Origin of the sequence: Luteimicrobium xylanilyticum, from assembly GCF_009429125.1 — a bacterium.
Classification (GTDB): domain Bacteria; phylum Actinomycetota; class Actinomycetes; order Actinomycetales; family Cellulomonadaceae; genus Luteimicrobium; species Luteimicrobium xylanilyticum.
The window spans coordinates 1,207,925-1,221,974 of record NZ_CP045529.1 but is presented as its reverse complement, the minus strand read 5'-3'; the positions used below and the strand labels follow the sequence as shown (position 1 = coordinate 1,221,974).

Genomic DNA, 14,050 nt, shown 5'->3' with positions numbered 1-14,050 from the left:
CGATGGTGTCACTACTCCCAGCGGAAGGTGCGGGCCGCGACCACGCCGGACGCCACCGCCCAGCCGGCCATGACGAGCAGGCTCGACACGGGCGGCCAGTGGCCGTCGACCGTGGCCTGGATCGCGCGCACACCCGCGCCGAGGGGCGTCCAGTCGCTCACCGTCCGCAGCCCCGGGGACATCGACGCGCGCGGGATCCACAGCCCGGCGAAGAACATCAGCGGGAAGAACAGGAGGGTCGAGAGGGCGCTCGCGACGCGCGTGCTCGGCGCCAAGGCCGCGACGACCAGGCCGAGCCCGGTCGTCGCGGCGCCCACGAGGACGAGCGCCAGGACGAAGCCCGCGAGCTGGTCGGGCAGGCGCACGTCGTAGGCGGTGACCCCGACGACGAGCAGGACGACCGAGACGAGGACCCCGAGGCCCGCGTAGATGGTCGCCTGGGCGCCGAGCAGGCGCGACGGCGGCACAGGCGTCGTCGACAGGCGGCGCAGGATCCCCTTCTCGCGGTAGACCGCGAGCGTCGGGGGCATGAGGGTGACGACGGAGATCGTCAGCGAGAACATCATGAGGATCGGCAGGTACGTGTCCAGCACGCTCCGGCCACCGAGTCCGTCCTGCGGGGTGCGGGTGCCCGAGATCGAGCCGATGACGACGAGACCGGCGACCGGCAGGAACGCCGACCAGAACACGGCAGCGCCGGAGCGCCAGGCGAGGACGGCCTCGCTGCGCAGGAGGTTGCGGAAGACGCGGCCGGACGACGCGCGGACGACGCGCGGCGCGGGGGCGGCGGGGACGGCTGCGGTGGTCATGACTGCTCCTTCGGGGTGGTGCCGGTGGCAGTAGCGGCGGCGGCGTGCCCGACCATGGCGAGGAACGCGTCGTCGAGGCTCGGCTGCTGCACACGCAGCCCCTCGGCGACGATCCCCGCCCGGGCGAGGGCGGTGACGACGGCGCCCAGGACGTCGCCGCTGCCGCTCACGTGCACCTCGCCGCCCCGCCGGAGCAGGGAGTCGACCGGGTCGAGGTCGGTGAGCAGGGCGTCGTCGAACGGGCGGGACGGCCGGAACCGGAGCTCCTGCCGGGTGTCGAGGCGCTCCACGAGGCCCCCGGGCGTGTCGATCGCGACGACCTCACCGGCGTCGATCACGGCGAGGCGGTCGCACAGCCGCTCGGCCTCCTGCATGAAGTGGGTCACGAGGACGACCGTGACGCCGCGGTCGCGGACGCTCTCGACGAGGTCCCACGTCTCGCGGCGCGCGGCCGGGTCCAGGCCCGTGGTGAGCTCGTCGAGGATCGCGATGCGCGGGTTCCCGACGAGCGCGAGCGCGATCGACAGGCGCTGCTGCTGGCCGCCCGACAGCTTGCCGAACCGTGTGCCGAGGCTCGTGCCGAGCCCGAGGACGTCGACGAGCTCACGCCAGTCGGCCGGGTCCGGGTAGAAGGACGCGTACAGCGCGAGCGCCTCGCGCACGGTCAGCTTCGCCGGGAGCTCCGCCTCCTGGAGCTGCACGCCGACCTGGGCTCGGACCGCGTCGCGGTGCGTCTGCGGGTCCGCACCGAGGACGCGGACCGAGCCGCCGTCCCGGTGCCGCAGGCCGGACACGCACTCGACGGTCGTCGTCTTGCCCGACCCGTTGGGGCCGAGGATGCCGAAGATCTCGCCCTCCTCGACGGACAGGCTGACGTCGACGACGGCGCGCTTGGCGCCGTAGGACTTGCGCAGGTGGTCGATCTCGATCACCGGCTGGGTCGTGGTCATGGTGGGGTTCCTCTCGGTTCCCCTCCAGCCTCGCGTCCGCGCAGGTCAGGCGGTATCGGCCGCGGGGGTGCACCGGCGGGCCGTCCGGTGGGTGCGGCCATCCACCGATCGGTGGATAGCGGTGCTCACCGGACGGCCCGCCTGGTCCTGCGCCGCTGACCGACGGTCGACGACCGGTCACGCCGCTCGCGAGGACGGCCGCGCTGCTACCGTCCGCGTCATGCGACTCGGCGTGCTCGACGTGGGCTCGAACACCGTCCACCTTCTCGTCGTCGACGCGTACCGGGGCGCGCCGCCGCTGCCGCAGTCCTCGCACCGCAGCACGCTGCGGCTGATGCGCTTGCTCGAGCCGTCCGGGGCGATCAGCCCGGCCGGGGTCGAGGCGGTCCTCGCCGCCGTCGACGCGTCTGCGTCGCAGGCACGGCAGGCCGGCCTCGACGAGCTGCTCGCGTTCGCGACGTCGGCGGTGCGCGACGCCCCGAACGGGCCGGACCTCCTGGCCCTCGTGACGGAACGCACCGGCGTCGAGCTGCAGGTCCTCAGCGGCGAGGACGAGGCCCGCATCACCTACCTGGCGGTCCGCCGCTGGTTCGGCTGGTCGGCCGGGCGGCTGCTGCTGATCGACATCGGCGGCGGGTCGCTCGAGGTCGCCACGGGTGCGACCGACAACCCCGACCTCGCCGTCTCGCTGCCGCTCGGGGCCGGGCGCACCACCGCGGCCTTCCTGCCCGACGACCCACCCACCGACGCCCAGGTCGACGACCTGCGTCGGCACGCCCGCGACATGCTCGAGCCCGCTGCCAAGGAGTTCGCCGACCTGCCCGCCCCCGGCCACGTCGTCGGGACGTCGAAGACCATCCGCTCGCTCGCACGCCTCGCCGGCGACAGCACGGACGGCATCGGCGAGCGCGACCGTACCGTCCTGACGCGGGAGGCGCTCGACGACTGGATCCCTCGGATCGCGCGCATCCCCGTCGACGCGCGCGACGCGCTCCCGGGCATCACCACGGACCGCGCCTACCAGGTCGTCGGCGGTGCGGTCGTGCTGTCCGAGACGATGCGTGCTCTCGGGGTGAGCGAGCTCGACGTGTCGCCGTGGGCCCTGCGAGAGGGTCTGATCCTGCGGTACCTCGACGGCCTCGAGTGACGGAACGTGATCAGCGACGACGAGTCCGGACGCGCGGTCGGGTGCGGTGCGGCGAGCGCTCGGCGTACCGTCGCACCGTGCCCGACGACGCCCCCTCCCCCGCGACCGAGCCCCCGTTCCGCCCCGCACCCCCGACCTACGGTGCCCCGCGCCACCTGGAGGACTTCGCCGTCGGGCAGGTCCTGACGACACCGGGCCGGACGATCACCGAGGCCGACGTGGTGTCGTTCGCGGCGTGGACGAACGACAACAACCAGGTCCACACGGACACGGAGTTCGCGGCGGGGACCCGGTTCGGGCAGCGGATCGTGCACGGCATGCTGGGCGCGTCCCTGTGCCTCGGGCTGATCGCCCGGACGGGACTCTTCGAGGGCACGGCGGTCGCGCTGCTGGGTATCGACGGGTGGCGGTTCACGGCGCCCGTGTTCATCGGGGACACCCTGACGTGCACGGTCGAGATCGTGGGGGCCCGCCCGACGAGCAAGGGCACGGCGGGGATCGTCGAGCGGCAGGTCACGCTCCGCAACCAGCGCGGCGAGACCGTCCAGGAGGGCCGGATGGACGTCATGGTGCTGCGCCGCCCCGCCGCCGAGTGAGGTGTCCGATCCCCGCCAGACGCGCGGGCACGGACCCCACGACGCTGGGGGCATGACCTCGACCGCAGCAGCCACCACCGCGCCGGCCCGCACCCCGACGCACACCGTGATCGACCCCGCGATCCTCTACTTCGGCACGCCCGTCGTGCTGCTGAGCACCGTCGACACCGACGGCCGCGTGAACCTCGCCCCGATGTCGTCGGTCTTCTGGTTGGGCAAGACCGCGGTCCTGGGGCTCGGCGCCCGCTCGCAGACCGCCCTCAACCTCACGGCGACGGGCGAGTGCGTCCTCAACCTGCCGTCGTCGGCGCAGGTGGACGCCGTCGACCGGATCGCCCTCACGACGGGTCGTGACCCCGTCTCCGCACGCAAGGCCGCGGCCGGGTACCGGCACGAGCCGGACAAGTTCGGCCGGGCGGGTCTCACCCCGGTCCCGTCCGACATCGTGCGCGCGCCCCGGGTCGCCGAGTGCCCCGTGAACCTGGAGGCCCGCCTCGTGCACCGGCACCCGCTCGAGCGCGACGAGCCCGACGCCGGATCGACCGTCGCGTTCGAGGTCCGGGTCGCGCGCGTGCACGTCCACGAGGAGATCCGCACGCCCGGCACGGCGCACCGTGTCGACCCGGACCGGTGGCGCCCGCTCGTGATGAGCTTCCAGCGCTTCTACGGTCTGGGCGGCGAGGTGCACCCGTCGCGCCTCGCCTCGATCGACGAGGAGTGGTATCGCTGAGCCCGACGACGCCGCCCGGGATCCGTCCGGGCGGCGTCACTCCTTGCCGTAGAGCGCGCGCAGCTCGTCCTTGGCCTGCTCGAGGACGTCGCGCTGCTTGGAGTCGAGGTCCTTCCCGGCGCGGTTGACGTAGAACGTCAGCATCGACATCGCGGACCGGTACGGCGAGCTCTTGCGGCGCCCGCTCGCCTCTGCCGAGTCGCGCAGCGAGCGCGCGATCCGCTTCGGGTCCTTCCACGTGAACACGCCGTCAACGAGGTCGAGCGCGTCGGAGTGCTCGGTGACGTCCTGGGACCAGCGTCCGTCGCCGTCCTTCTCGTGCTTCGACATCGTGGGTCTCCTCGGATCCGTACCGCTCTGCGGCTATCCTCAGGCTCGCGGACCACGAGCCCGTTCGCACCTCACGATCGGAGCCCCATGAACCTCGCGCTGTGGATCGTCGCCGGCCTTCTCGCGGCCGTCTACCTGGGCACGGGCATCACGAAGCTCTCCTACTCGCGCGAGCGCCTCCACGCCCAGATGCCGTGGGTCGACGACTTCTCCACGACGAGCGTCAAGCTCATCGGTGCCGCCGAGGTGCTGGGTGCGGTCGGGCTGATCGTCCCCGAGGCGACGGGGACGGCGGAGGTCCTGACGCCGATCGCCGCCGCGTGCCTCGCCGCGCTGCAGGCGGGTGCGATCTCGGTGCACGCGCGTCGGCACGAGACCGAGAACCTGGCGCTCAACGTCTTCCTGCTGCTCGCCGCCGTCTTCGTCGCGCTGGGGCGCGCGCTCGGCTGGGGCGTCTGACGGCGGACACTTCGTCTCGCGTACTGAGACGCCCCCCTGTCAACGGGCCAGCCCCCGCCGTACAGTGGGCCTCATGCCTGCCGCACTGGACACCAGCTCCCCGAAGATCAACGAGTACGCCCATCCTGAGCGTCTCGTCACCACCTCCTGGCTCGCCGAGCACCTCGACGACCCCGACCTCGTCGTCGTCGAGTCGGACGAGGACGTCTTGCTCTACGAGACGGGCCACATCCCCGGCGCCGTGAAGATCGACTGGCACACCGACCTCAACGACCCCGAGGTCCGCGAGTTCATCACGGGTGCCCAGTTCGCGGCTCTCCTGGGCTCCAAGGGCATCGGCCCGGACACGACGATCGTCATCTACGGGGACAAGAACAACTGGTGGGCCGCCTACGCCGCGTGGCTCTTCACCATCTACGGCCACGCCGACGTCCGTCTGCTCGACGGCGGCCGCAACCTCTGGGTCGCGGAGGGCCGCGCCCTCACGACCGACGTCCCCGCGCCCGAGGCTGTCGACTACCCCGCCACCGAGCGCGACGACGTCACGTACCGCGCGTTCAAGGAGGACGTCCTCGCGCACATCGGCCAGGGCCCCCTCGTCGACATCCGCTCCTTCCCGGAGTACACGGGCGAGCGCCTCCACATCCCGGACTACCCCGAGGAGGGCGTCCTGCGCGGCGGCCACATCCCGACGGCGCGCAACGTGCCGTGGGCCACGGCGGTCGCCGAGGACGGCACCTACAAGTCGCTCGAGGAGCTCCGGGGCATCTACCAGGCCGGCGGCCTGGGCCTGACCGAGGACGACGCGGTCATCACCTACTGCCGCATCGGCGAGCGCTCCAGCCACACGTGGTTCGCGCTGCACTTCCTCCTCGGCCTCGAGAACGTCCGCAACTACGACGGCTCGTGGACCGAGTGGGGCAACGCCGTGCGCGTGCCGATCGCCAAGGGCGAGGAACCGGGCGAGCTCGCCGCCTGACGCAGGACCCGCCCGACGGCGCCCCCTCCCCCGTGGAGGCGGGCGCCGTCGGCGCTCGTGAGACGACGCCCCACCCCGGCCCGCCCGGTGGAAGGATGGACCCGTGACCGACCCGACGCTCCCGCCCGTGCTCGCGGAGATCCGCGACGACTTCCTCGCGCTCGGCGAGCGCGACCGGCTGCAGCTCCTGCTGGAGTTCTCGCGCGAGCTCCCCGAGATCCCCGTCCGCTACCAGAGCGCCCCCGGGCTGCTCGAGCGCGTCGAGGAGTGCCAGTCGCCCGTCCGCGCGTTCGCGGAGATCGACGGCGAGCAGCGCGTCCACCTGTACGCGACCGCGCCCGCGGAAGCCCCGACGACGCGCGGGTTCGCGTCCATCCTCGCGCAGGGCCTCGACGGGCTCACCCCGCAGGAGGTCCTCGACGTGCCGGACGACTACCCGCTCAGCCTCGGCCTCACGAACGCCGTGAGCCCCCTGCGCCTCAACGGGATGTCCGGCATCCTCACGCGCGCGAAGCGGCAGGTGCGCGAGCAGCTCGCCGCCGCGTGACGCCGTCGGGCGGGCGTGGCCGACGGCGGCGCCCGGCTCAGCGGAAGAGCGCCTCGCCCACGTAGCTTCCCGACACAGGCGCAGGCGGCACCGCGAACACACCCGACCCGACGTGGGCGATGTACTCGTTGAGCCGGTCGACACGGCCCAGCTTGGTCTGGAGGGTCACGAACGCGGCCGGGTCGTTCATGTACGCGATGAACAGCAGCCCGGCGTTGATCTGGCCGTCCGCGTTCATGCCGTCCGTGAAGTTGTACGACCGGCGCAGGATCTTCAGGCCCCCGTTGTTCTCGTGCGCCGCGAGCGCGACGTGCGAGGTCGCGGGGATCGCCGGGTCACCGTCGGCGCCCTTCCGCGCGAAGTCCGGGACGTCGAGCTCGCGGGTCCCCGACAGCGGTGCGCCCTCCTGCTTGCTGCGGCCGAAGACGTTCTGCTGGTCGCCGATGTAGTCGGTGTCCCAGTTCTCGATGTGCATCTGGATCTTGCGCGCCACCTGGTAGGTGCCGCCCTTCATCCAGGCCTGGTCGACGCCGTCGTGCCACACGAAACGCTGGAAGTCGGCGTCGTCCTTGATGTTGCGGGTGCCGTCCTTGAAGCCCATGAGGTTGCGGGGCGTGGTCTGGCCCTTGCCCGCCGACGCCCGCCCGAAGCCCATCACGGTCCAGCGCACGACGGCGGTGCCCTGCGCCATGCGGGACAGGTCACGGATCGCGTGGTACGCGACCTGCGGGTCCTCCGCGCACGCCTGGAGGGACAGGTCGCCGCCGGTGAGCGACTTCTCGAGCTGGTCGCTCGGCAGCTGGGGCAGGTCGGCGAACTTGGCGGGCTTGTGCTCGGCGAGCCCGAAGCGGTGGTCGAACACGCCCGGGCCGAGGCCGATCGTCACCGTCAGGCCGTTCGGGCCGAGGTCGGCCGCCTCGCCCGTGTCGGTGGGGACGGCGTTCGCGTGGGACGGCTGCACCGCGCCCAGCGACTGGCCGCGCTGCAGCTCGGAGATCGCCGCCGACCACCGCGCGAGCAGCACCTGCAGGTCGGACGCGTCCGTCGTCGTGAGGTCGTACGACACGAAGATCGCGTGGTGCTGCTGCGGGGTCTGGATGCCCGCCTGGTGCACCTGGTCGTAGAACGCGTAGGCCGTCTCCGGGCTCTCCGACGCGGCCGCGCTCGCGGACCCGGAGCCGTCCGACCGCGCCCACGCCGTCCCGCCCGCACCCCCGAGCGCGCCGACGGCGAGACCCCCGAGCCCCGCGCCGAGGAAGGCGCGGCGCGAGAACCGGCCGGAGGCGGGCGCGCCCGGCGACGTGCCGGCGGCCGCCTCGGAGGCGGGCGCCGACACGTCGTCGGGGCGGGGCTCGGTCGTCACTGGGCGGTCGCGACCTTCTCGGCGATCTTCGACAGCGGCTGCTGCAGCGCCTGGATCGCCTGGGAGAGCTTCGCGGCGTCGGCCTTGCGCAGCTCGGGCGTCCACGTCTTGTAGCCGCCGAGCGCCGACGGGTCCTCGTAGTCCTTGAGCGTCGTCTTCACGTTCGCGAACTGCGTGGCGACCTGCTTGGTGAGGTCGGGGTCGATCTGCTCGAGGCCGGGCTCGAGGTTCGCGAACGCCTGCTCGGCACCCTCCACGTTGGCCGCGAAGTCCACGAGGTCGAGGTGGGAGTACTTCTCCTCCTCACCCTTGATCTTGTTGGCCTGGACCTCCTCGAGCAGCCCGGCCGCGCCGTTGGCGAGGTCCTCGGGCTTGTAGGAGAGGCCCTTCGCGAGCGAGGACAGCTGGTCGACGTTCTTCGTGAGCTCGGCCGCGAGCTTCTTCGTGCTGCCCGTGATCGCCTTCTTCTCGAACAGGTCGCGCTCGACGGCGTGGAAGCCGTGCCAGCCGACCGCGGGGTCGAGGTTCGACGCGCGCATGTCGATGAGGTAGTCGAGGTTGCCCTTGTTGTCCGTCGGGTCGCTGCCGGGCAGGACGAAGCCCTCTACGTCGGACTCGACCTTCTCGTAGAACGGCCGCGCGTCGGCGTACGCCTTCTGGGCGGCCTCGAGGTCACCGGAGTCGACGGCCGCCTGGAGCGCCTTGACGGCCGTCACCATGTCCGCGACCTGGCCGTCGACATAGGTCCCGTACGTCTTCGTGCCCTGCGCGAGGACGTCCTGGACGCCCCCCGTGGGCGTGGCGGCCTCGCCTGTCACCGTGAGGTCGGTGGTGTCGGTCTGGGCGCCCGGGCAGTAGACCTGGTACTTGCCGCCGCCGAGCGTCACCGTGAAGCTGACCGGCGCGAGGCCCGGGGCCAGGTTCTCCTTCTCGCCGACGATCCGGTCGCCCGAGAGGAGCTCGACCTCGGTGATGGCCGCCGAGTCCTTGTTGGTGACCGTGAACGTCACGGGGCCCGCGGGGACCGAGGACGTCGAGACCTGGCACGCGTCGCCGCCGCCGGCGGAGGTGAGCGTCACGTCGACGTGCGTCGCGCCGCCGCTCGCGCTGGGCGACGGGTCGGTGGTGTCGCCCGAGCTGCTGGAGCAGCCGGCCGCGACCAGCGCGATGGCTCCCGCGAGACCGGCGAGCCCGGCCGTGGCGCGGACCGTGCGCGTGCGGCGGGTGGGGTGGGACTGCATCGTTCGTGCTCCTACGTGTTCTGGACGCGAAGGGGGGCCGCGCCGGTGGCCTGGTCGGGCGAGACGGGGGCGGGGGCGGACGCCGAGCCGGGCTCGGTCTCCGCGGCGCGTGCGAGCGCGCGGCGCCTGCGCAGTCCGGCCGCGGCGAGGGCAGCGGCGGCGACGGCGAGGACGATCGGGAAGTAGGTGCGCCACAGGGCGCGCTCGTGCGCGTCGTGGTCGCGGTCGACGACGGCGGCGGCGGTCGCGGCCGTCACTGCCGGCGCGACCGTCCAGTCGGTCGTCCCGGCGGCGGCAGGCGCCACGGTCAGGGTCCGGCTCGCGGCCAGCCCGCCGCCGCTGACGGTCAGCACGGTCCTGGTGGTCTGGCCGGCGCCGAGCAGCACGTGGCCGGCAGTCTCGACGACGTCGACCGTGCTCGACTGGCGCCACACCGCCGTGAAGGGACCGGGTGCGGCCTGCGGGTCGATGCCGACCGGGAGGCGACCGCCGCCGTACTCGACGAGCCGGTTCAGGCTCAGAGTCGACGGGAGGTCGGTGGTGGGCAGCTGCTCCGTGACCTGCGCGCGTCGCGCCGCGACGCCGTCGACCGTCGTCGCGGTGAACCGGGCGCCCTCCAGCGAGGTGGTGCTGAGGATCCGGCCGTGGGTGTCCGTGACGCCAACGCCGCGCGGGTCGTTGCTGGTCGCCACCCGGCCGACCGGCGTCGGGTCGTCCGCGGAGGCGACGACGGCCAGCGGCCGGCTCGGGTACGGCGCGACGCTGGGGACGAAGAACGCCAGGCCGAGCGCGAGCGCGGCGAGCCCGGCCGCGAGGCCGAGCTCGAGCCGCATCGCCGCTCGGCCCTGCAGCCGGCGCTTGGCCGGCCACAGGACGAGCGCGAGCATCGGCAGGAGGTAGAGGAACCACGCCAGGACCTCGACGACGCGCGGGTCCGTCGGGATGCCGAGCACCCCGGTGAGCAGCGCAGCCCGGATCGATCCCGCGGGCGCGAGCCAGGTCAGGTCGACCGTGCGGCCCTGGCCGATCGTCAGCCAGCCGGCCTCGTGCGCCGTGCGCAGCGTGGTGACGACGAGCCCGGCCGCGACGAAGACGAGGAAGACGCCCGTGACCTGGAAGAACTTGCCGATGTTGAAGCGGATGCCCCCGTGGTAGAGGCCGGCACCGAGGCCCACCGCGACCAGGATCCCGAGCACCGCCCCGACGACGGCGGCCGTCACGCTGGTCGACGCCTGGAAGGTCGCGAGCAGGAAGACGGAGGTCTCGAAGCCCTCCTTGACGATCGCGAGGAACGCCATGCCGGCCATCGCCCACGCGGCGCCGTCACGCAGCGCGTCACCGGCGTGGGCCTCGAGCTCCTTCTTGAGGCCTCGGGCGTGCGCGCCCATCCAGACGATCATGCTCGTCACGAAGACGACCGCGACGGCCGAGATGACCGCCTCCATGCCTTCCTGCGCGCGCTGCGGGAGGCTCGTCGAGACGACCTCGAGCGTGACGCCGACGGCGATCGAGAGCAGCACCGCCGCGACCACGCCGACCCACATGGGCCGCATCGACGCGCCGTTGCGCTTGAGGAACGCGGCGAGGATGCCGACGACGAGCGCGGCTTCCAGGCCTTCGCGCAGGCCGATGACGAACGTTGCGAGCACGGGGACCCCGGGGGCTGGCGGACGGTGAGGTGACGGCCGGGGCACGAGCCGGGGTCGCGGTGGTAAGCGTAGCCTCACCTCCCTGCCTTTTAGCAACACCCTCATGCCGAAAATGAGACGTGAGACCCATCACGTGCGCGCACGTCCGCTGTGCCGTCGTCGGCCGGCCCCGCCGAACGAGATCAGCGCACGACCCGCGCGCCCCCGCCCCCGACGAGCCGCTTCACCTCGGCGAGCGTCGCCATGGACGTGTCGCCCGGGGTCGTCATGGCGAGGGCGCCGTGCGCAGCCCCGTACTCGACGGCGTCCGCGACGGAGCCGAGCTCCATGAGCGCGTACGCGAGGCCGGAGGCGAACGAGTCGCCGCCGCCGACGCGGTCGAGGATCTCGAGGTCAGGTCGGTGCGTGGCCTCGGCGAACCCTTCGCGCCGGGACCAGGCGATGGCACCCCAGTCGTTGCGGGTGGCGCTGCGGACCCCGCGGAGGGTCGTGGCGATGACCTGGAAGCTGGGGAAGGCTTCAGCGGCGCGTCCGATCATGGCCCGGAAGGCGGCGGTGTCGAGGTCGGTCAGATTCTCGTCGACGCCCTCGACCTCGAGGCCGAGCGAGGCGGTGAAGTCCTCCTCGTTGCCGATCATGACGTCCACGTGCCGGGCGAGTCGGGTGTTGACCTCCTGCGCGCGGGCGGGTCCGCCGATCCCGGCCCAGAGGGACGGGCGGTAGTTGAGGTCGTAGGAGACGATCGTCCCGTGCCGGCGCGCGGCGGCCATGGCGGCCTCGGCGACGTCGGCCGTGGACTCCGACAGCGCGGCGAAGATGCCCCCGGTGTGGAACCAGCGCACGCCCTGGGAGAAGAGGCCGTCCCAGTCCACGTCGTCGGGCTGCATCGCGGCGACGGCGGTGTGGCCGCGGTCGGAGACGCCGACGGCGCCGCGGACCCCGTAGCCGCGCTCGGTGAAGTTGAGGCCGTTGCGGACCGTGCGGCCGATGCCGTCGTAGGGCAGCCACCTGACCCAGGAGGTGTCGAGGCCGCCGGTGAGCATCAGGTCCTCGACGAGGCGCCCGACCTCGTTGTCGGCGAGCGCGGTGACGACGGCGCCGCGGAGCCCGAAGCAGCGGCGCAGGCCGCGTGCGACGTTGTACTCGCCGCCGCCCTCCCAGACGTCGAAGCGGCGGGCGGTGCGCACGCGGCGCTCGCCGGGGTCGAGGCGCAGCATGACCTCGCCGAGGGCGACGACGTCGTAGCGGCAGTCGGCGGCGGGGCGGACGTCGAGGGCGCTCATCGGTTCTCTCCGGTGGTCTGGGCGAGGGTGACGGCCTCGGCGGTGCGGCGGGTGATCTCGGCCCAGTCGCCGGCAGCGATCAGGGACTTGTCGACCATCCAGGACCCGCCGACGGCGAGGACCGAGCGCTGGGCGAGGTACTCGGGGGCGCTGGCGGCGGAGATCCCGCCGGTGGGCACGAAGCGGAGGTCGGGGAACGGGGCGGCGAGGGCCTTGACGGCGGCGACGCCCCCGATGACGCCCGCGGGGAAGAGCTTGACGACGTCGAGCCCGAGGTCGAGCGCGGCGATGATGTCGCTGGGCGTGGCGACGCCGGGGACGATCGGGACGCCGTGCTCGTGGGCCCGCTCGACGACGGCCCGCGAGAGGCCGGGCGAGACGAGGAACCGCGCGCCGGCGGCGACGGCGGCGTCGACCTGCTTGACGTTGACCACGGTCCCGGCGCCGACGAGGACGTCGGGGAGCTGGTCCGCGACGGCGGCGACGGCGTCGCGCGCCCCGGCGGTGCGGAACGTGATCTCGGCGACGGGGAGCCCGCCGGCGACGAGCGCCCGGGTGACGGCGACGCCGTCGTCGGGGCCGTCGACGACGACCACGGGTACGACGCGCGTGATGCCGATGGCGTCGAGCACGAAGTCGCGGGCGGCGGACAGGTGGTCGGGGACCGGCGGCGCGCCGGGGGTGATGGTCATGGACGGCTCCGTCTCGACGTCGTGGTAGCGTTTCGTGATAGTGAACGCGCGTTCCGCGTTGCGAATCGCACCCTACACCGGAGGCCACGTGGAAGCCCAGGACAGCCCGCTACCCGCCGTCGACAAGGCGCTGCGGGCGCTCGAGGTCCTCTCCGACGCCGGTCCCGCCGGGCTCCAGCTCGGCGCACTCGCCGAGACGCTCGGCCTGCACAAGCCGTCGGTCCACCGCACGCTCGCGGCCCTCGCGCACCGCGGCTACGTGGACCGCACGGGAGACGGGGCGTACCGCCTCGGCGCCGCCGCGCTCGCGCTCGGCGCCACCTGGGCCCCCGCCGAGCACCTGCCCGCACTCGTCCACCCGGCGCTCGTCGCGCTCTGCGAGGCCAGCGACGAGCTCGTCCACCTCGGCGTCCTCGTCGGCGCCGACGTGCTCTACCTCGACAAGGTCGAACCCGAGCGGCCGGTGCGCGTGTGGTCGGCCGTCGGGCGCCGCAGGCCCGCGGCCCGCACGGCGCTCGGACGCGCCCTGCTCGCTCTCGGCCCCAGCTCCGTGCCCGACGCCTCCCCCGCCGACGCCGCCGCGATCGCCCGGGCGCGGGAGGCGGGCTACGCCGTCGAGCGCGAGGAGAACGAGCCCGGCATCGCGTGCGTAGGGCTCGCGCTCGTGCGCGCGGGCGCCCCCGTGGGAGCACTGAGCGTCACCGTGCCGGCGGAGCGGATGAGCGCCGAGCGCCCGGCCGAGCTCGCCGGGCTCGCGCGCGCCGTCGTGCCGCCGCTGCTGCCCCCGGGGCTCGCGCTCGCCGGCACCCCCTGAGCCCACGGCTCCCCCGCCCGCGCTGCCGGACCCGCCGCACGTAGGTCACAATGGGCGCGTGACGGTGCTCCTCGCGTACAACCTGACCCCCCAAGGCGACGCCGCCCTGCGCGTCGCGGTCGACGAGGCCCAGCGCCGCGGCACCACCCTCACCCTCCTGACCCTGAGCGTGCCCGGGGCCGACCGGTCGGACGGCGTCGACCCCGACGACGAGCTCGCCCACGCGCGCGAGCAGCTCCCCGACGGCCTCGCCGACGCCCCCGTGCTGCACCGCGACCCCGACGTGCTGCCGGCTGAGTCGATCCTCGACGCCGTCGACCAGGTCTCTCCCGAGGTCGTCGTGCTGGGCGCCCGCAAGCGGCCGGACGTAGGCACGTTCCTGCTCGGCACCACGACCCAGCGCGTCCTGCTCGACGCGCCCGTCCCGGTCCTGGTGGTCAAGGGCCCGCGCTAGCCGCGCA

16 protein-coding genes are annotated in these 14,050 nt (G+C 73.5%); 8 read left to right on the top strand and 8 right to left on the bottom strand.

Annotation, left to right across the window (positions count from 1 at the left end; translation table 11 throughout):
- Positions 1-11 precede the first annotated feature (11 nt).
- On the bottom strand, positions 12-809 hold the full coding sequence (locus KDY119_RS05210) for an ABC transporter permease (protein WP_036952129.1): 798 nt from the start codon (positions 807-809) through the stop codon (positions 12-14).
- Positions 806-1,759, bottom strand: a complete 954-nt coding sequence (locus KDY119_RS05205; protein ID WP_051136713.1) for an ABC transporter ATP-binding protein — start codon at positions 1,757-1,759, stop codon at positions 806-808. The genes KDY119_RS05210 and KDY119_RS05205 overlap by 4 nt, the downstream gene beginning before the upstream one ends.
- 220 nt (positions 1,760-1,979) lie before the next feature.
- Between KDY119_RS05205 and KDY119_RS05200 the strand changes: the two genes are divergently transcribed.
- From KDY119_RS05200 to KDY119_RS05190, 3 genes are all read left to right on the top strand, one after another.
- Complete coding sequence (locus KDY119_RS05200; protein WP_036952948.1) at positions 1,980-2,906, top strand: Ppx/GppA phosphatase family protein; 927 nt, start codon at positions 1,980-1,982, stop codon at positions 2,904-2,906.
- Between the two features lie 77 nt (positions 2,907-2,983).
- Positions 2,984-3,502 carry a MaoC/PaaZ C-terminal domain-containing protein gene (locus KDY119_RS05195; RefSeq protein WP_083890997.1) on the top strand — a complete coding sequence of 173 codons (519 nt, stop codon included), beginning with the start codon at positions 2,984-2,986 and terminating at the stop codon, positions 3,500-3,502.
- Between the two features lie 52 nt (positions 3,503-3,554).
- Entirely contained in the window at positions 3,555-4,232 is a 678-nt protein-coding gene (locus tag KDY119_RS05190; protein ID WP_051136714.1) for a flavin reductase family protein, read from the top strand.
- A 36-nt stretch (positions 4,233-4,268) separates the two neighbouring features.
- Here KDY119_RS05190 and KDY119_RS05185 read toward each other — a convergent pair whose 3' ends face one another.
- Complete coding sequence (locus tag KDY119_RS05185) at positions 4,269-4,562, bottom strand: DUF3175 domain-containing protein (protein WP_036952131.1); 294 nt, start codon at positions 4,560-4,562, stop codon at positions 4,269-4,271.
- Between the two features lie 87 nt (positions 4,563-4,649).
- On the opposite strand from KDY119_RS05185, the gene KDY119_RS05180 reads away from it, so the two are divergent.
- From KDY119_RS05180 to KDY119_RS05170, 3 genes are all read left to right on the top strand, one after another.
- Positions 4,650-5,021: a DoxX family protein gene (locus KDY119_RS05180; RefSeq protein ID WP_036952133.1), complete on the top strand. Its 372-nt coding sequence runs from the start codon at positions 4,650-4,652 to the stop codon at positions 5,019-5,021.
- A gap of 73 nt (positions 5,022-5,094) precedes the next feature.
- Entirely contained in the window at positions 5,095-6,000 is a 906-nt protein-coding gene (locus tag KDY119_RS05175) for a sulfurtransferase (protein ID WP_036952135.1), read from the top strand.
- A gap of 103 nt (positions 6,001-6,103) precedes the next feature.
- Positions 6,104-6,547: a SufE family protein gene (locus KDY119_RS05170; RefSeq protein ID WP_036952137.1), complete on the top strand. Its 444-nt coding sequence runs from the start codon at positions 6,104-6,106 to the stop codon at positions 6,545-6,547.
- 37 nt (positions 6,548-6,584) lie between these two features.
- On the opposite strand, the gene efeB is transcribed toward KDY119_RS05170, so the two are convergent.
- The 5 genes from efeB to eda all read right to left on the bottom strand — a co-directional run bounded on the left by efeB (position 6,585) and on the right by eda (position 12,775).
- Positions 6,585-7,910: an iron uptake transporter deferrochelatase/peroxidase subunit gene (efeB, locus tag KDY119_RS05165; RefSeq protein WP_153022027.1), complete on the bottom strand. Its 1,326-nt coding sequence runs from the start codon at positions 7,908-7,910 to the stop codon at positions 6,585-6,587.
- The gene (efeO, locus tag KDY119_RS05160) at positions 7,907-9,151 is read right to left on the bottom strand and encodes an iron uptake system protein EfeO (protein ID WP_036952139.1); all 1,245 of its coding nucleotides are present in this window, start codon (positions 9,149-9,151) and stop codon (positions 7,907-7,909) included. Before efeO ends, efeB begins: the two co-directional genes overlap by 4 nt.
- A gap of 11 nt (positions 9,152-9,162) precedes the next feature.
- Positions 9,163-10,800 carry an iron uptake transporter permease EfeU gene (gene efeU, locus KDY119_RS05155; protein WP_194174343.1) on the bottom strand — a complete coding sequence of 546 codons (1,638 nt, stop codon included), beginning with the start codon at positions 10,798-10,800 and terminating at the stop codon, positions 9,163-9,165.
- A gap of 182 nt (positions 10,801-10,982) precedes the next feature.
- Positions 10,983-12,083, bottom strand: coding sequence for a sugar kinase (locus KDY119_RS05150; protein WP_036952141.1), 1,101 nt, complete (start codon positions 12,081-12,083; stop codon positions 10,983-10,985).
- Entirely contained in the window at positions 12,080-12,775 is a 696-nt protein-coding gene (gene eda / locus KDY119_RS05145; protein ID WP_051136717.1) for a bifunctional 4-hydroxy-2-oxoglutarate aldolase/2-dehydro-3-deoxy-phosphogluconate aldolase, read from the bottom strand. The genes KDY119_RS05150 and eda overlap by 4 nt, the downstream gene beginning before the upstream one ends.
- Before the next feature lie 88 nt (positions 12,776-12,863).
- On the opposite strand from eda, the gene KDY119_RS05140 reads away from it, so the two are divergent.
- Both KDY119_RS05140 and KDY119_RS05135 read left to right on the top strand, forming a co-directional pair.
- Positions 12,864-13,589 carry an IclR family transcriptional regulator gene (locus tag KDY119_RS05140; protein ID WP_153022025.1) on the top strand — a complete coding sequence of 242 codons (726 nt, stop codon included), beginning with the start codon at positions 12,864-12,866 and terminating at the stop codon, positions 13,587-13,589.
- Between the two features lie 58 nt (positions 13,590-13,647).
- On the top strand, positions 13,648-14,043 hold the full coding sequence (locus tag KDY119_RS05135; RefSeq protein ID WP_036952143.1) for a universal stress protein: 396 nt from the start codon (positions 13,648-13,650) through the stop codon (positions 14,041-14,043).
- Positions 14,044-14,050 lie beyond the last annotated feature (7 nt).